Here is a 17,236-nt window from a genome sequence, read left to right on the forward strand (position 1 = left end):
AAATAACCCCTCCTCACCTCCCCTTACCTCAAGTGGAGGGACAAGATGGCAAGAGAAGAACGAGACATGACCAATAACGTCATCAAGGGTAACTGAAGTGTTGGAATTGAGAACTCCTTCTAATTTCCCCCTTGAGATAAGGGGGGCTGAGGGGGTTATGTGTCTTGAGGTATTATGAAAATCTTAAGAAATGATCCGGCATTAAAGCAACGAAGACAGGAGCTGAGGGGGTTATGTCACTAAGAGCCAGCCATGCATCAAATCAAGTTTGACTTAGTTATCGGTAAGACTTAATATTAAGTATTACCGATAAGGAGGTAAGGCAATGTCATTCATAACAAAAAAAGGACAGGTTACCATTCCCAAACCGTTCAGGGAAAAACTCCACATACAGGAAGGCGACAGCCTCGACTTTGAAATGCGCGACGATGTCCTGATAATAAAGAAACGGACAAGAAAATCCATATTAAGTCTTGGCGGCATTGCACAGGGAAGAAAAGTCGGCAAAGGAGATGAAAGAGCATTCACCCGGAAAGTCATAGCCGAAAAGATTGCAAAAGAAGGCTCCAAACATGGATGATCCTGTCTTTGTCGACACCAATGCATTCCTCAGATTCTTTGTGCGGGACGTGGAGCCGTTCTATCTTAAGGCAAAGGAGCTTTTTGAAAAGGCGGACAAGGGATCTGTAAAACTCGAAACAAGCGATCTCGTGATTGCAGAAATTGTTTTGGTCCTTGAATCGTATTATGCCTTTTCAAGGGCGGAGATACAGCGAGTGATCGATACGATCCTTGAAACAAGAAACATCAAGGTTGCCAACCAGTCAAGAATTACCGAGGCAGCCCGTCACTATTCATCGGGCAAGATCGATTTTATCGATGCATACAATATCGCCTATATGAAAGCGAAAAATTACTCTAAGATTGCAACATTCGATGTAAAGCACTTTAAAAATGTCGAGGGGCTGAAACTTGTCTTGTAGTGCATGATCATATAAAGTCGACGGAGACCCTGATTATGAGCCGCAGACAGATGCAGAGGGTTATTGTTACATCCTCGCGCCGTTTTGTGAATAACAAGAAGAGACCATAACCCCTCCTCGCCTCCCCTTACCCCAAGGGGAGGAATAGGACAGGAAGAAAAGACTGAGGCATGACGAGTGATATCTTCCCCCTTGAGGTAAGGGGGACTGAGGGGGTTATGTCTCTAACAAGTGAGTAATTGGATCGGACTTGCTTATTGATTTTTTGCATTGCTCCGAGATACAGAATGTAAAAAAGGAAACAAACTCATGAAAAAAGACTATTATTTATATCTTGTAGCAATCACGTTTGGTGCGGCGATATGGTATTTCATCGCAGCGGCCTCAGGACGAAGAGAGGCCTGGGATTCCGGCCTGTATTTCACGATGGGCATGCCGGCTGTCTGCCTGATCTCTTTTGCATTAGGCTTCTTTGCGCCTGTCAGATCGTGGCGATGGGGAATCGCACCGCTCTTCGGACAGTTTATCTGGATGCTCCTTACACAGGGAGTAGGCAATCTCCTGCCCCTCGGCATCATTGTATTCGCTGTGCTTTCCGTTCCGTCGGTCCTTGCCGCTCTCTTCGGCGGGTTTCTTGGAGCCAGAAAGGCACAGCACTGAGCTGCACTATTTTTATGAAGGACAATAGATAACGCAGATGACTTCTGAGATACAACTGAACGACAAGATATACTGGATCGGGGTCAATGACCGGCAGACCGCCCTGTTCGAAGAGCTCTGGCCCATACCGCATGGCGTGGCGTACAACTCGTACATGATCCTTGACGATAAGGTGGCGATCATCGATGCAGTAAAGGACATCTCCATGGACCGGTACCTGGAGAAGATCAGGAGCCTGCTGGGTGAGAGAAAGAAGATCGACTATCTGATCGTCAACCATATCGAGCCTGACCATTCAGGCGGCATAAAAATACTGCGTGAGGCCTTTCCTGATATGGCGATCGTGGGCAACAAAAAGACCTTGGACCTGCTCACCCATTTCTACGGCATCAAAGATAATGTCAGGCAGGTGGAAGACGGCGACAGTCTCGATCTTGGAAGCTGCAGGCTGAAATTCTTTCTGACCCCCATGGTCCACTGGCCAGAGACCATGATGACCTATGAAGAGACCCGCAAGGTCCTTTTCTCCGGTGATGCCTTCGGCGGCTTCGGAAGTCTTGATGACGGCATCTTTGATGACGAGATCAAAGACCTGCAGTTTTACGAAGACGAGATGCTCAGGTATTTCACGAATGTGATCGCCAAATACAGCGTTATGGTGCAGAAGGCGATAGCAAAGATAAAGGACCTGGAGATCAGCATGGTCGCCTCGACCCACGGCCCTGTCTGGAGAACACGGCCCAGGCATGCCATAGAACTGTACGACAGTTGGTCCCGGCAGGATGCTGAAGCAGGCGTGGTGATCGTGTACGCCTCGATGTACGGCAATACAGAGAAGATGATGGAGGCGATCGGCCATGCCCTTGCCGCTGAAAAACCGGGCACCATCAAGATCCATAATGTCTCCCGTACGCACCCTTCATACATCCTCGCCGATATCTGGCGCTATAAGGCAATTGTCCTCGGAAGCCCGACCTATAACATGGGGGTCTTTCCGCTCATGGACCATCTTCTCCGCCTGATCGAAAACAAGGGATTGAAGGACCGCATTGTTGGCCTGTTCGGCTCGTATGGCTGGAGCGGAGGTGGGATCAAGGAACTGACCGATCTCGCCGGGCGGATGAAATGGCAGCTCATGGAGCCTGTTATAGAGGTGAACTGCTCCCCGACTGAAGAAGATCTGCAGAACTGCAGTCGTCTCGGCGCAAATATCGCACAAAGGTTACGTATATGAACATGCTCAATAAACTCGAAAGGAAGTTCGGCCGGTATGCGATCAGGCAGCTGATAGTCTATATCGTCGGCATCAATGCGCTGATCTATATCCTGAGGATCGGCATGCCGCAGAGCGACGCCATCAGCATGCTCGTACTCAACCCGCAGCTGATCATGCAGGGAGAGGTCTGGAGGCTTATTACCTGGGTATTCATACCGCCCTCAGCCTCTCTGCTCTGGATCTTCTTTATCCTCTATTTCTATTACATGATCGGCACAGGCCTGGAGCAGGAATGGGGAAGCTTCAGGTTCAATATCTACTATTTCACCGGTGTGGCAGCTACCGCACTTGCAGCATTCATAACCGGCCAGGGCACAACAGCTCTGTATCTGAACCTTTCGCTCTTCCTGGCCTTTGCCTATATATTTCCCGATTTCCAGGTCCTGCTCTTCTTCATCATTCCGGTAAAGATCAAATATCTGGCATGGCTGAACTGGGCCTTTATCGCATTTACGCTCCTGACCGCTCCTCTTTCAGGAAAAGTGGCGGCCCTGGTCTCTGTCTCGAATTACTTTCTCTTCTTCGGCAGCGATATCATCAATACCGTGAAGCACAGGGGTTCAGCGTACCAAAGAAGAAAAGGGTTCAGCAGTTCGCTCAATAAGCCTCTAAAAAAAGGCTTTATCCATAAATGCACGATCTGCGGCATGACCGAGAACGACGATAGCACCATGGAGTTCAGATACTGCTCGACCTGTGAAGGGGATCATGAGTATTGCATGAAGCATCTGAAGAACCATGAGCACGTTAAGAAAGCCTAAGCAGCCGGCAAGCTGACAGGCTGAAAAGATGACGTGAATGAACTATAAACATTTCATTTGGTTAGCCTATAGGTTATCAATCCACGGCTCTGCCTCTACCTGACAGACTACAGCAGATAACCCGGGCAGTTACGAAGAACTGCTTCTTAACGTATAATGTCTGCTATGCAGGATATCCTTTTTCCCTTTGGTCTGATCATCCTGGCAGGCGTAGCCTGCAGGAGGTTCAGGGTCGGCGGCATCCACGCTGACTCCCTGCGCCAGGGCATCAATGTCATGGTGCTGAACATCTTTCTCCCTGCCCTCTGCATAAAGACGCTCTATACCTCCAGCATCGATATCGAGACGATCCTGATCCCGGCCACCGCGATAATAACAACGCTCTCAACGCTGGCCATTGCGGTCGCGGTCTATACGCTGCTCGGCAGGATAATGCATCTCACGCCGCAGGAAAAGGGGATTCTTGTCATTTCGGCTGCGTTTGGAAATGTCACCTATCTCGGGCTTCCGGTACTGACCGGCCTGTATGGTCCTGGAGCTGCTAAATACGCCCTCTTCTACGACCTTCTGGCAACAACACCGGTCCTCTGGCTTGCAGGCGCGTCGCTTGCGGCCCGGTATGGTGAGAACCAGAAAATGACCATACGGGAAGCAATTAGGACGATCATCTCGCTACCGCCTATCTGGGGCATAGCCTGCGGCATTACGCTTAAGCTCGCCGGCATTCCTCTTCCTGTTTTTTTTCTAAAAGCACTCGATATGCTTGGAGGCCTTGTGGTTCCGCTGATGATCTTCAGCATCGGACTGGCGCTTACTCTCCCGAGAGTGAGTCACGCGTATGCCATCATCCCTGCAGTGGTGATCAAGATGGTTCTCTCGCCGTTCATCTCGTTCATGGCAGCACGCTCTCTCGGTCTGCAGGGGCAGGCCCTTTCTTCCACCCTGCTGGAGGGCGCCATGCCGACCATGGTACTTTCACTGCTGATCGCATCGCGGTTCAAGCTCGATGTCGCCTTGTCCGCCTTCATAATCGTGGTAACAACGGTTCTTTCCTTTTTTACCCTGCCGATTGCGGTCCATTTCACCGGTCTGCTGGTACAGTAACAGCAGGAGATCCGAGAGGCTGTCTCCATGAACTGGGCAGAAAATTTATTGATTATGCACATGGATTTCACTATAATGGAACCAGAATTCGAGCAGGAAGCAAAAATAAGGAGGATTTTTTATGAAAAAGATCACAGCTTTTATTCTGGTATTGGCTTTTCTTGTAGTATCGGTTCCGGTGTTTGCGGGTATGGAAAATGACGGTCCTATTGCCGGAGATACGATCTTTGCGCGGCCCCTTGGTATCATGTCTATTATAGGCGGTGCTGCGCTCTGGGTGGTCTCGTTTCCCTTTGCGCTCATAAGCGGCAGCGTACCCGACACCACAGAGACATTGATAACCAATCCGATAAAATATACCCTTGCAAGGCCGGTAGGCGATTTTGATTATGTGCCTTCTTCTAACCGGGTAGACGAGATTAAACAGTAACTTGGTCCATGTCCGATCAGCCTTTGCTGATCATTATTACGGATCGACCATGACAGGGTTGCAGCCTGAGGACCAACGGGCAGCAGCCCTTTTTTTTATGGCTGACCTGCATTGATCAGAGAGATCCGCCGCCATGTTCAGGATACTCCTTGCTGAAGACAATAAGGACAACCAGGCAGTCTGCCGGAGGATGCTTGAAGGGGCAGGGTACGAAATCGCCATTGCCAATAACGGCAGGGAGGCAGTAGAGGCCTTTACGAGATCGTCCTATGACCTCATTCTGATGGACCTTCAGATGCCTGAAATGGACGGCATTGAGGCAACTGCAGAGATCAGACGTCTTGACAGCGGCAGGAGAGTTCCCATTATCGCATTCACGGCGCTACCTGCAGACCCTCACCGGCGGGCATGTCTTGATCAGGGCATGAATGATTTTCTGAACAAGCCCTGTGATGAGCAGATACTCAGGGCCTGTCTGGAACATTGGCTTGAGATGAGACCGGTGATCCTCTTTGTTGACGACATGAAGGAGAGCAGGCGGCTGCTGAAACATTACCTGAAGGAAACCCCCTATGCGTTACTCTTTGCAAAGAACGGCATCGAGGCGATTGCTGCAGTCAGGAAAGATGACCGCATATCCCTGATCCTGATGGATATGGAGATGCCGGTTATGGATGGGTACACAGCCGCACGATCCATACGCTCCATGACGGGCAGCGACGAAATACCGATAATCGCCATGACAGCCCACGAGGGTCACCATGAAGTGCAGAAGTGCCTCCGGGCAGGCTGTACCGGATATCTCAGCAAGCCCGTAACACGCCAATCGATCATGAAGGCCCTGTCTGACCATCTAAGACCGGAGACCGTCTTGCATCGCAATCGGGTGCAGGAAGACTTTGAATCTGACGTGGTCGAGATCGATCCTGATATCGCTGAACTGGTGCCGGGATTTCTTAATAACCGAAAGGCAGATACTGAAAAGATCCGCAAACTGCTTGAGCAGGAGAACTTCGGAGAGATACGCGTCATCGGCCACAGCATGGCGGGCAGCGCCGGGGGATACGGCTTCCCCGAGATCGGAAAGATGGGAAAAGCCATAGAAGCAGCAGCGCTGACCTCCAGGACCGAAGACATCAGGAAGGCGAACAGCATGCTGGCGGGGTATCTGAGAACCGTTACGGTGGTGGAAAAAAAGAACTGACCGCGTCTACTAAAGCAGACTGCTCACTTTCGTCAAAAGGTCGCTTTTCGAAAAGGGTTTCACCATAAAGGCATCAGCCTTGAATTCTATGACCTCGAACTTGTATTTCTGGGTCTTATAGACACTCGACATGAGGATCACCTTCGGCTTCTTCTTCAGTCTCGGCTCTTCCTTGATCTTTTTACAGAGCTCGAATCCATGGATGCCCGGTATCAGACCGTCTATAATAGCGAGGTCCGGCTGCTGGCTGAGCGTCATTTCGAACGCTTCATCTCCCCGCCGTGACAGAAGAAGTTCATGACCGGAATCCTTCAGAAAATGCTGGATCAGCACGAGCGTATCTGCGTCATCCTCAACGATAAGTATCTTTTTTATGCTTTGTGCTGATTCTGTCATGTCCCTGCCTTTCCCCTGAATCCCTTCTGATACCGCTGTCCGGGTGCCTGACCTGCACCGCTCTATCCTGAATAATATATACCTTGGAGCGAAAAAAGCAAAACAACGATCATGATTTTTTCAGCCCGGAGGTGCAGAAATACCCGGCAGGAGTTTATACTATACCTGAAACAGGAGGCTCAGGATGACCATCAGCAGAACCATGATAATAGTCCGTCTCTGTCTGACAGCCGCACTTTGTATCTGCCTTCTCCTTGCTGCATGTGCCCCGCAGGAAGTCAAACCACAGCAGAAACCGGCGAGGGTGGCATTGGTGCTTGGAGCAGGCGCTTCACGCGGCTTCGCGCATATCGGTGTTCTCAAGATCATTGAGGCGAATAAGATCCCGGTCCATATGGTTATCGGCACCAGCGCAGGCAGCTTTGTCGGCAGTCTCTATGCATATGGATTTACGTCTTATCAACTCCAGAAGATGGCTCACACGCTGGACAAGAACGAGATCATTGACCTGACGGTCCCGGACAACGGCTTTGTAAAAGGCGAGCGGCTCGAAGAATACGTCAATGCCATGGTCAGAAACACACCGCTCGAAAAGATGCGAATCCCCTTTTATGCTGTTGCAGCCAATATTCAGAACGGACAGGAGACGGTATTTTCGCGGGGCAATACCGGCACTGCAGTAAGGGCGAGCTGTTCGATCCCCGGCATATTCAGACCGGTCAAAATAGACGGCAGGATGTATGTGGACGGCGGCGTTGTAAGCCCTGTTGCCGTTGATGCGGCGCGAAGACTGGGAGCTGACATCGTCATTGCTGTTGACATCTCGGCTGATATCGATGCGCTCCAGCCTGAAGGCACTGTCGAGACGATACTGCAGTCTATCGGGATCATGCATGCGAAGATCTCCGCCATACAGCTTGCAAAGGCAGACGTGGTCATACGGCCAAAGGTAGGCCGCATCGGCGCTGCAGACTTTGAGAAACGCCTCGATGCCGTGATCGAAGGGGAGAAAGCAGCCCTCGACATGCTGCCTCAGATCCAGGCCATCATTGCGCGGCTCAGGCAGGAGAAGAGGCTGGACTGAGAGCGGCTGCCTGAAGAACATTTTGCGATCAGAGGAAAAAACTATGGATAATAAGGAGAGGTCATGAACTATCAGGTCGGCAGGCCGGGCAGAGTAATTGTGGTTCGTTTCGAAGACAGGGACGATATTCTTTCAAATCTCGTGCATATTGCAAAAAAAGAGAATATCCGGGCAGCAGTAGTGCATCTTGTCGGCGGCATGCGTGAAGGCAGCATTGTGGTCGGGCCTGAAACTGATGAGTTCCCTCCGAAGCCTGTATGGAAGAAGCTCGGGGAAAGCCATGAGGTTGTCGGCTTCGGCACGATCTTCTGGCAGGATGACGAACCAAAGGTGCATTTCCATGGGGCATTCGGTAAAAAGGATATGGTCAAGGTCGGCTGCCTCAGGGCTGATTCAGAGACCTTCCTGGTCCTTGAGGCGGTTATTACCGAAATAGAGGGCGTGACCGCAAGGAGAGAGCTCGATCCGGTATCAGCAATGGTGCTGCTGAAACTCTGAGGTCCTGCTGCCCCAACTATTGGACTTCTTAATTGAACTGGTGATTATTTAATCCTGACCCCAACATCATCGATACCATCGGCAACAGCGGCGCTGTTCGTAGGCGTTTCCAGGATGCCATTAGGCCCTGCCGAAATTATCCAGACTGGCTGCCCGGAAACTGCAAAAGCATTTGCATTTGTCACGTAGCTGTTTCCCCAGGGATCCTTAGTCACAACTGCCATATACGATCCCTTCCAGTTCGTATAACAACCACCAACATCAGTAGATAAATGAGAATCGTATGAACTCGCAACGCCGGTATCATAGCCCATTGCAGCAAGGTCTGCAGGAAGATTGCCTGATCCCGACAGAAAAGTAACATTAGGTGCACAGCCTCCATCCATCAAAGGCCAGGCTCCGGTATCCTTCTTGAACACGAGCATCGCAGCAGATATTGACTTGACATCAGCAGAAGCCCTTGTAATTTTCGACTCATCGATCTCCTTGAATATCAATGGCACCAGGATTCCGGCGAGTATGGCGATAATCCCTGCGACAACAATTACTTCGATCAGTGTAAAACCTTTTTCATTCCCGAACTTCATAAAAGTCCTCCCTCCAAATAATTTCCTATGATACATCAGGTGATACATCAGGCTATCAACGTGATGGATCTTGAAAATTATTTCACAACCTGACAGATAATACAACAATTATTCCGCGAAATGCGACAAACGGCAACTCATTTTACAGCAGCAGATCAGGGAAAGAGGATACTCCCCCGACCAAAAAAATGCTGTTTCCCGTGTATGCGTGAGGTTAAAATCCATTCTGTCGAACAGAGACGGCTGCTTTAAATATTTTACATGGCAATGATATAAGATGATATAATTATGTAAATACTGTATTTAGTTGCCATGATCTGAACAGTGGAGGTTATTATGTCCGGTCATTACAGATATTTTTCAAATCCCGCGCGTCAAGGAACAAGATTCATGAAATCAATAAGAGTTATTTATAAATTTTTGTTAGGTCTTTTAGTCATGCTGTCCGCATCGCCCGCGATGGGCCAAGTCGTGTCGGGGTATTCCGAATACTACATACCCGGCGACGAGGACACCATTGGTGCCGTCCTCTGCGCCCAGGGGGCGACTGCCTGCCCGGCGGGTTATCACACACACACTGTTATCAGCGTGGCGGCATGGTCTGACAACACTACCATCTATTACGACCACTGGGAGAACGGTTACAACTTCGACCCCGCGAATCCAGGGGCTACGGCAGACGAGACGTACACACTCAACACCGGCGGTATAAAAATCTTTGAGAGCGCGAACATCGCTCTCCCTACTACTCCGGGCGCATGCCCTTGCACCATCTACGACGGCCGGGACCGGATCTACGTGGCCGGCGGTGCCGTCACGGTCAGCCGGGTGAGTTGGATAGAGGAGCGGGGTGTAGGTCTCCAGGGGGTAGCCTGGGAGATTTACCCTATCAAGCCCCAACTGACGACTTACATCGTCCCATTCGGGGAAACCAGCGGCTGGTACGGATTCCAGCGAGTGAACGTTCTGATCCAGGCCACGAAGGACAACACACAGGTCACTATTGATCTCAACAACGACGGCACCCCGGACGTCCTCGACCTGAACCGTAGCGGCATACTGGATGCCGGTGATGGGACGACCGTCACCCTTAACACAGGCCAGACTTTTTTGCTCGACGACGTGAGTGCCTTCGCAGCCCCAGGGACCCTGGCCGCGGGGGCCGTGATTACCGGCACCGACACGCTTCAGGTCAAATACATCACCGGCCGGACTGACGTGAACAACCAGACCCGAGGTTTCAGTGCGTTTCCACGAGGCTTCTGGACAAAGGACTACTATGCGCCTCTCAACCAGCCCGGTCTGGACGACAACGCCCAGGCAAGCGATACTGACTACTACCTGTATAACCCAAACTCCTCAACAATCACGGTCGATTGGCAGGGTCGCACCACCTCCGGGACCTTCAACATCCTTGCCAATACTGTAGTTTCTTTCCGTGCAGCAAGTGGAGGCTCCGTCCCCCTGGACTCGGGACTGTACTTCAAGGGAAGCGATATATTCTGGGGTGTAGGCTCCAACGATGCCAACGGCGGAGGCGGTACAAGAGGGTTCGCGCACGAGTGGGGGTACAGCCTCCTCCCCTCCACAATGCTGTACACTGAGCATTTCCTCGGCTGGACCCCTAATGGCTACTGGCCCGCCGACGTTCCTCCCGGGCCTCGTGCCGGGGACAATGATATGGGCGTGTTCCTCACCGTTGCCCAGGACAACACCCGGGTCTTTGTGGACTTAAACAACGACGGTACGGTGGACCAGACTTACACTCTAGACCGCCTGCAAACGCAGTACATAATAGATCCTGACGGCAACCTGTCGGGGGCACGCATCTGGGCGACCGGTGAGTTCTCCATGGCCTATGGTCAGAACTCAGACATCTCCGGGAACTCCACGCCGGCGCTGGACCTCGGCTATGTCGCGCTGCCGGCCACAGACTTCGTCTCCCTCGTGCTCAGCGTGGACAAGACTGTGAATCCTCAGGTCGTACCGACTGCAGCGGGGTCAACTGCCACGTTCACCCTCACCGCTAACTCTCAGAAATACACGGTGGATAATGTAATGATAATGGATATGCTGCCGGCTAACTGGCAATATCTTGGCCCAACATCAATTACACTCCCCGATATGACGACAGTCACAACTGCACCGACTGTGACAGCTGCTGGAGCTGCCCTGCCGGCGCCGTTCACTGGCAATTGCCCGGCAGGCGGCGGTTCATGTCTCACCTGGGACAACACGGTGCTCGGCAATATGGCCGAAAATCAGCAGGTCACTATTTCCTTCACTGCTCAGACAACAGCAGTCCTTGCCGCAGGAACCCTCAGCCAGAACCGTGTGAAGGCCATCGGCACGAGGACCTTCGGAACACCGAGCCAGACCCAGACCTTCACAACAACTGACTTTGCTTATGTTGCCTCAGGGGGACCGACGATCACTAAGGCATCGGGGGCAGCTGACCCGGTATCTCCGGGTGACACGATCCCTTATACCGTTACTGTAACCAATCCTGCATCTGCAACAGCCAACCTGACAGGTGTCTCTATTTACGATCCCCTGCCGGCAGGGGTAAGCTATGTTCCTGCCAGCGGATCAGTAACCTGTGATATTCTACGGAACGTGGCCGACGTGTTCAACCCTGCACTCTACAATAACACGGGGCCTGGTTCAGTAAGTTGGGCCGCCAATCCGTGGGCAGAGACAGACCCTGGTCCCGGCGCAGCCGGGGCAGGAGCCGGATTCGTATGGATCACGGCCGGCCAATTGCAGTTTCGATATCTGCTCTCCAATGTGCTCGATCAGTTCAACACCAACGGCAGCTATGCAGGAAATAATGGATCGAATAATTGGAGCAACAACTGGACGGAAGTCAATGATGACGGCTCAGCCGCGATCACGGGCAACCAGCATATGTACGTCAGCGGAAACCGTCTTGTATTTGATCGCAATCCCTCTGCAGCTAATCCGTTCATGATCAGCAGGACAGCCAATATCACGGGAGCTACAAGTGTTACGATCAGTTTCGTGCCTACTAACCGTACGGCAGGAGCCGGCGAGGCTGTGACTGCCGAATACAGTTTAAACGGGGGAGTTGGCTGGACGACGCTCGGCACCTTTGACGGGGGGGCGTCCGGTTCGTGGAGCGGGGTCACACAGGCCTTCGGTCCTATAGCCCCTGGCGGCGCAGCCTCGATCATCCTTCGATTTAGATCGAGTGCTGTTGCGTGGAATTCCAATAACGACGAAATATATTTCGACAATGTGGACATAAGCTTCAACGTCCCTGCCAATGCAGTTGGTTCACAGATCAAGCGCACTGCCAATCTCACCGGTGCCACGAACGCCACTCTGAATTTCGACTACAATTCAACAGGTCTTGCCGCAGGTGATACGCTGGTGATCGAGGCCGGCAACGCAGTAGCCGGGCCATTTACGGTCCTGGCGACTTTCACAGGCGGTGTTCCTAATGTTGCGCCACCCTACAGTCTGAATTCGTATATCTCCGGCTTTACCACCATACAGTTCCGTGTTACAGGCGGATTCAATGCCGTTGGTAAGACTTTCAATGTCGACAACGTGGATATCAGATATATTGTGCCGCCGGCCAGTACATTCGCATCCGGCAATCCGCCTGATTTCCTGGCAAGCAGCGCAGGCTGTGTTATCGCTCCGGGCAGCTCACTCACCCTTACGTTTAGCGCCACCGTGGACGACCCTTTCCCTTCGGGTCAGACCATTATTACCAACACCGCATCGACAAGCTCCGTGCAGATCCCGATGGCGGTATCTGCCTCGGCAACAAACACCGTGCTTGTACCGAGCTCCCTCAGCGCCAGCACCGGCGGCAGGATCTGGCTTGACGCTGATGCTGATGGAACGCAGGACATAGGCGAACCGGGCATACCGAACACCGAGGTTACGCTCAAGGACCAGTTCGGAACGCCGATCGCAACAACTCTCACCGATGGCAATGGCCGCTACCTCTTCACCGGCGTTACACCCGGGACCGGGTATTATGTCGAGGTGACTGACGGCCTCCCTGCAGGGCTGACGCAGACATACCCTTACACCTCAACACCCGGGGATCTGACGAACAATCGGACCACGACCTTCACGTTAGTCGACGGGCAGGTCTACACCTCAGGGAATATTGGTTATCGCGCAGCAGCCGGAACAGCGAGCTTCGGAGACCAGGTCTGGGTAGATGCCGATTCTGACGGGATTCGCGATGCCGGCGAAGTTGGCATGGGCGGGGTCACAGTCCAACTTTACCTTGATAATAACGGCGACGGCGTCATCGATGGCGGCGACACTCTTGCCGGGACACAGACGACTGCACCGGATGGGACCTACCTCTTCACAGGCGCCACTGCCACAGGGGCTGAGGACTACCTCGTCTCGGTCACGACCCCTGCAGGCTATCTTGCGACAGGGGCTACGCAATTCCGCTATATCGATGTCACAGCCGGGAGCACCCTGCTTTTTGCTGATTTTGGCTTCGTGGACGACACGGTCACCACCTACACCATCAAGGACCGCGTATGGACAGACACTGATGGTGATGGAGTATTTGACGCGGGAGAAAGCGGACTTGCCGGGGTAACAATAGAACTGCTGGATGCAAGCCTCAATGTCATCGGCACGACAATTTCTTCTGCTGACGGCACATTTATCTTCAGCGGCGTGACAGGTGGCGGTGCGGATTATACGGTACGCATCAACGACACGGGTGGTGTCCTTCTGGACTACTACGGTACAACCTCCTATTCTCTGGCCCTGCAGCGCGCCGAGAGCAACCTCAGCGCCAATGTGGACCACACCTCAGCGTCGCCCTTTGGCAGTTACGGGTTCCGCCCGTTGCGCAGCATCGGTGACACGGTATTTAACGACCTCAACGGCAATGGAGTCCAGGATTCAGGAGAACCGGGTATCGCAGGGGTCATCGTCAGCCTCTACAGTAACAATGCCCCTCTCGGCACCTTTGACGGCAGCGATACCCTCATCAGCACCGTAACCACCGATGCGTCAGGCCAGTATCTCTTCTCGGGGCTTGCCGATGGGGAGTATATCGTCAGCGTGTCTGTCACTGCAGGCTACAGCTTTATCCCCAACGGTGTCGTTAACCCTGACATGGACGGCAACGCGGCAAACGGTATCCAAAACAGGGCTGCGATCGCGGGCGGCGTCAACGACCTGGGTAAAGACTTTGGCTTCCAGGCCACGACTCCACGCACAGTCTCCGGCACAGTATGGGAAGACCTTGATGCTGACGGGGTGATAGACGGTGGAGAAAGCGGACTGGCTGGAGTTACGCTCGACATCCTTTCGGGCAGCACTGTTGTGGGTACGGTAACTACCAATGCTTCGGGTGTCTACACATTACCGGGACTCGCCTCTGGCATCTATACGGTACGTATCACTGACACCTCAGGCGTACTTATTGACTACGAGCCGACCTTCGAATACGGCGTTGGTACCGGAGGCCCCTTTGACAATCAGGCCCCGGTGGACCTGACCGGCGGCAGCATCGCAACTGTGCACTTTGGTTTCAAAAAACCAACACCCACGCTTGTGACCCTTTCTGACTTCAGCGCGTATAAGGACAAAGGCAGGCTCGTTGTGCAGTGGACCACATCCTCCGAAACAGACACCGCAGGATTTTACCTTTTCCGGTTCGATGGCAAATCCGGCAGTTACCGCCAGATCAACAGCGGCCTTCTGCCTGCGCTGATCACCTCACAGCAGGGAGGCACATACAGCCTCATCGACAATGGCGCCTCTTTGACCGGCAGCAATACCTATCTGCTGATGGAGATAGAAGGCAAAGGCGGCAAGAACACCTACGGGCCGTTCACGGTTATGGCAGGGGCAGGCAATGCACTGGAAAGCCAATACAGCTCTGCGCCGAAGGCAGCCGGGGCACTGACCGGCATAACTCCGGGTTCAGCAGGCATTCAGGCAAGAAGCATCACGAAGTACGTTGACCGTGAAGGGACCCTTGTCATTGCGGCCGGCAGCGCATCTTCCCCGGGCATTGGCAGCCTCGTTACCAATGAGGTATCAGACTTTACGAGGGTGGCAAAAGCCATCCCCGGGACCAAACAGGCAGCACTGGATAGCAGGGCAGAAGCCAGGGCAGCCTTCGGCCTTCTGCAGAAGCAGAAGACCGGCAATAAAGTGAAGATCACTGTCAGCAAAGACGGACTTTACTATATGGACTCTGCAGAGATCTCCTCGCTGCTTGGGCTGACAGATGCCTGGGTAAGGCAGCTGATCAGATCCGGCAAGCTCGCATTAACCAATCAGGGCAACAATGTTGCTTACGTCCCTGCCGAAGACATGACCGGTCTGTTCTTCTACGGCCGGGGCATAGACAGCATATACACAAAAGAAAATGTCTACTGGCTATACAGCGGCAACGGGCTGCAGATGGCAAGCCTGGAAGGTTCAGGGCCCGCTCCGGCGGGATACAGCAGCTATAGAGAAACAATCCATGCCGAGGAAGACAAGACCGTAGCCCCGGTGCTTGCCACAGGCCCGGAGTCTGACTACTGGTTCTGGGATTATGTGATAGCCGGCAATCCTTCACTGGGCAGGAAACCCTTTGACCTGCAGGCCTTTGGTGTTGCTGACAGCTTATCTGCCGCTGCTCTGACGGCAACACTGCATGGCGTTACCGCTACCGGCGTAATCAATGAGCATCATGTAAGCATCAGCCTCAACGGTACGGTTATTGGAGAAGACCGCTGGAAAGGTATGGAGAAGCATATCGTCAACCTCAGTTTCAGCCAGTCATTGCTCCTTGAGGGAACAAATATCATAGAGGTCAAAGGCCTGCTTGATACCGGCATTCCTTACAGCGTATTCTTTGTGGATTCCTTTGACCTTACCTACCAGCGGTCATTGGCAGCCCATAATGATTCACTTGCCTTCACCGCAGCGGGCAGCCAGCCTCTGACCGTGCATGGCTTTACCAAACCCGATCTGTTCATCTTTGATATAACCGACCCTGACAGGCCGGTCTTGAACAGGGCCGCAACCATTGACGGCTCAGGCGGCAATTACAGCATAAGTTTCAGACCGTCGCCCGGCTCCCGCTATCTTGCTATAGCATCTGATGCGGCAGCTGCCCCTGTTGATGCGGTGGCATCCAACCCCTCATCACTTTCCTCCATGGAGAACATGGCTGACTACCTCATCATAACCACAAAAGAACTTGTTACCGCTGCGCAGGAACTTGCCGATTATCGGCAGGGACAGGGCCTTACGAGCATGATTGCAGATATCGAAAACATCATGGATGAGTTTAACCACGGCATATCAAACCCTCATGCAATCCGGACTTTTCTGGCTTATGCTTTTACCAACTGGAGGAAGGCACCGAAATATGTTCTGCTTGCAGGGGACGGGACCTATGATTACAAAGATAACATGGGCATGGGAGACAACCTTCTGCCGACCCTGATGGCCGAGACGCCGCAGGTCATCTCGCCTTCCGACAACCTGTATGCAGACATGGACAATGATCATGTCCCTGATATTGCCATAGGCAGGCTTCCGGTGCTGACTGCTGAAGAACTGCGCAGTGTGATCGCCAAGATCATTGCCTATGAGAGCACTGCCGGCAGCAGGATCGTGATGCTTGCGGACAATCCGGATGCCGGGGGCAAGTTCCCCTCTGACAGCGATGACGTTGCAGCGCTTGTTCCGGCAGGCTACTCGGTTTCCAGGATCTATCTTTCGGGGAATACCCTGGAGCAGGCCCGGCAGCTTCTTTTCAATGAAATACAGACCGGGGCCGTCCTGGTGAACTACACAGGCCATGCAGGTGTGGATCGTTTGGCCGGCGAGGGGCTGCTGCAGATGAGCGACGTGGCTTCCCTGCAAAATACCGTAAAGCCTTTTGTGCTGGCAGCCATGACCTGCAGCGTGGGAAACTTTGCCCTGCCGGGATATGATTCCCTCAGCGAGGCCCTGGTGACAAAAGACCGGGGAGGCGCTGTGGCTGTCTGGGCACCTTCCGGACTGTCGTATAACTATCTGTCAAAGGTGCTGGATGAGCAGTTCTTCCGGGGCGGACTCCAAAACAGACAGTTCTTCCGGAGCGGACTTCAAAACGAGAGGGTTGCCTTAGGCAATGTAATACTCAAGGCATTCAGAAATTACCAGGCTGCGGGCAGACCTGCCTATATCATGGATATCTTCAACCTGCAGGGCGATCCGGCGCTGCGGTTGTGGTAGCATGTCAGAAAAAAT

General features: G+C 52.7%; 13 protein-coding genes. 11 read left to right on the forward strand and 2 right to left on the reverse strand.

Annotated features, from left to right (window positions below; genetic code table 11):
* The first annotated feature begins 325 nt into the window (after window positions 1-325).
* The 8 genes from HZB62_13790 to HZB62_13825 all read left to right on the forward strand — a co-directional run bounded on the left by HZB62_13790 (window position 326) and on the right by HZB62_13825 (window position 6,418).
* The gene (locus HZB62_13790) at window positions 326-580 is read left to right on the forward strand and encodes an AbrB/MazE/SpoVT family DNA-binding domain-containing protein (protein MBI5076220.1); all 255 of its coding nucleotides are present in this window, start codon (window positions 326-328) and stop codon (window positions 578-580) included.
* Window positions 573-983, forward strand: a complete 411-nt coding sequence (locus HZB62_13795) for a PIN domain-containing protein (protein ID MBI5076221.1) — start codon at window positions 573-575, stop codon at window positions 981-983. Before HZB62_13790 ends, HZB62_13795 begins: the two co-directional genes overlap by 8 nt.
* 309 nt (window positions 984-1,292) lie before the next feature.
* Window positions 1,293-1,643: a hypothetical protein gene (locus HZB62_13800; protein MBI5076222.1), complete on the forward strand. Its 351-nt coding sequence runs from the start codon at window positions 1,293-1,295 to the stop codon at window positions 1,641-1,643.
* Between the two features lie 37 nt (window positions 1,644-1,680).
* A complete protein-coding gene (locus tag HZB62_13805; protein ID MBI5076223.1) occupies window positions 1,681-2,877 on the forward strand; it encodes an FprA family A-type flavoprotein in 1,197 nt (398 codons plus the stop codon).
* Window positions 2,874-3,680 (forward strand): hypothetical protein, encoded by an 807-nt coding sequence (locus tag HZB62_13810; protein ID MBI5076224.1) that lies wholly within the window; start codon window positions 2,874-2,876, stop codon window positions 3,678-3,680. Before HZB62_13805 ends, HZB62_13810 begins: the two co-directional genes overlap by 4 nt.
* A 165-nt stretch (window positions 3,681-3,845) precedes the next feature.
* The gene (locus HZB62_13815; protein MBI5076225.1) at window positions 3,846-4,784 is read left to right on the forward strand and encodes an AEC family transporter; all 939 of its coding nucleotides are present in this window, start codon (window positions 3,846-3,848) and stop codon (window positions 4,782-4,784) included.
* Window positions 4,785-4,905: 121 nt separating this feature from the next.
* On the forward strand, window positions 4,906-5,214 hold the full coding sequence (locus HZB62_13820; GenBank protein ID MBI5076226.1) for a hypothetical protein: 309 nt from the start codon (window positions 4,906-4,908) through the stop codon (window positions 5,212-5,214).
* 133 nt (window positions 5,215-5,347) lie between these two features.
* Complete coding sequence (locus HZB62_13825) at window positions 5,348-6,418, forward strand: response regulator (protein MBI5076227.1); 1,071 nt, start codon at window positions 5,348-5,350, stop codon at window positions 6,416-6,418.
* Window positions 6,419-6,427: 9 nt separating this feature from the next.
* Here the strand turns inward: HZB62_13825 and HZB62_13830 are convergent, their stop codons facing one another.
* The gene (locus tag HZB62_13830; GenBank protein MBI5076228.1) at window positions 6,428-6,814 is read right to left on the reverse strand and encodes a response regulator; all 387 of its coding nucleotides are present in this window, start codon (window positions 6,812-6,814) and stop codon (window positions 6,428-6,430) included.
* A gap of 184 nt (window positions 6,815-6,998) precedes the next feature.
* On the opposite strand from HZB62_13830, the gene HZB62_13835 reads away from it, so the two are divergent.
* Window positions 6,999-7,898, forward strand: coding sequence for a patatin-like phospholipase family protein (locus HZB62_13835; protein MBI5076229.1), 900 nt, complete (start codon window positions 6,999-7,001; stop codon window positions 7,896-7,898).
* Window positions 7,899-7,961: 63 nt separating this feature from the next.
* Window positions 7,962-8,396, forward strand: a complete 435-nt coding sequence (locus HZB62_13840; GenBank protein MBI5076230.1) for a DUF296 domain-containing protein — start codon at window positions 7,962-7,964, stop codon at window positions 8,394-8,396.
* A gap of 44 nt (window positions 8,397-8,440) precedes the next feature.
* Here HZB62_13840 and HZB62_13845 read toward each other — a convergent pair whose 3' ends face one another.
* Window positions 8,441-9,019, reverse strand: coding sequence for a type II secretion system protein GspG (locus HZB62_13845; GenBank protein MBI5076231.1), 579 nt, complete (start codon window positions 9,017-9,019; stop codon window positions 8,441-8,443).
* A gap of 354 nt (window positions 9,020-9,373) precedes the next feature.
* Between HZB62_13845 and HZB62_13850 the strand changes: the two genes are divergently transcribed.
* Window positions 9,374-17,221 (forward strand): DUF11 domain-containing protein, encoded by a 7,848-nt coding sequence (locus HZB62_13850; GenBank protein ID MBI5076232.1) that lies wholly within the window; start codon window positions 9,374-9,376, stop codon window positions 17,219-17,221.
* The last annotated feature ends 15 nt before the right edge of the window (window positions 17,222-17,236 follow it).

The sequence above is a fragment of the Nitrospirota bacterium genome (genome assembly GCA_016214855.1).
Lineage (GTDB): Bacteria > Nitrospirota > Thermodesulfovibrionia > Thermodesulfovibrionales > UBA6898 > UBA6898.

Excerpts from the sequence above, each read along its gene's own strand:
- HZB62_13790 (MBI5076220.1), top strand. The coding sequence starts at position 326 with ATGTCATTCATAACAAAAAAAGGACAGGTTACCATTCCCAAACCGTTC.
- HZB62_13795 (MBI5076221.1), top strand. The coding sequence starts at position 573 with ATGGATGATCCTGTCTTTGTCGACACCAATGCATTCCTCAGATTCTTT.
- HZB62_13800 (MBI5076222.1), top strand. The coding sequence starts at position 1,293 with ATGAAAAAAGACTATTATTTATATCTTGTAGCAATCACGTTTGGTGCG.
- HZB62_13805 (MBI5076223.1), top strand. The coding sequence starts at position 1,681 with ATGACTTCTGAGATACAACTGAACGACAAGATATACTGGATCGGGGTC.
- HZB62_13810 (MBI5076224.1), top strand. The coding sequence starts at position 2,874 with ATGAACATGCTCAATAAACTCGAAAGGAAGTTCGGCCGGTATGCGATC.
- HZB62_13815 (MBI5076225.1), top strand. The coding sequence starts at position 3,846 with ATGCAGGATATCCTTTTTCCCTTTGGTCTGATCATCCTGGCAGGCGTA.
- HZB62_13820 (MBI5076226.1), top strand. The coding sequence starts at position 4,906 with ATGAAAAAGATCACAGCTTTTATTCTGGTATTGGCTTTTCTTGTAGTA.
- HZB62_13825 (MBI5076227.1), top strand. The coding sequence starts at position 5,348 with ATGTTCAGGATACTCCTTGCTGAAGACAATAAGGACAACCAGGCAGTC.
- HZB62_13830 (MBI5076228.1), bottom strand. The coding sequence starts at position 6,814 with ATGACAGAATCAGCACAAAGCATAAAAAAGATACTTATCGTTGAGGAT.
- HZB62_13835 (MBI5076229.1), top strand. The coding sequence starts at position 6,999 with ATGACCATCAGCAGAACCATGATAATAGTCCGTCTCTGTCTGACAGCC.
- HZB62_13840 (MBI5076230.1), top strand. The coding sequence starts at position 7,962 with ATGAACTATCAGGTCGGCAGGCCGGGCAGAGTAATTGTGGTTCGTTTC.
- HZB62_13845 (MBI5076231.1), bottom strand. The coding sequence starts at position 9,019 with ATGTATCATAGGAAATTATTTGGAGGGAGGACTTTTATGAAGTTCGGG.
- HZB62_13850 (MBI5076232.1), top strand. The coding sequence starts at position 9,374 with ATGAAATCAATAAGAGTTATTTATAAATTTTTGTTAGGTCTTTTAGTC.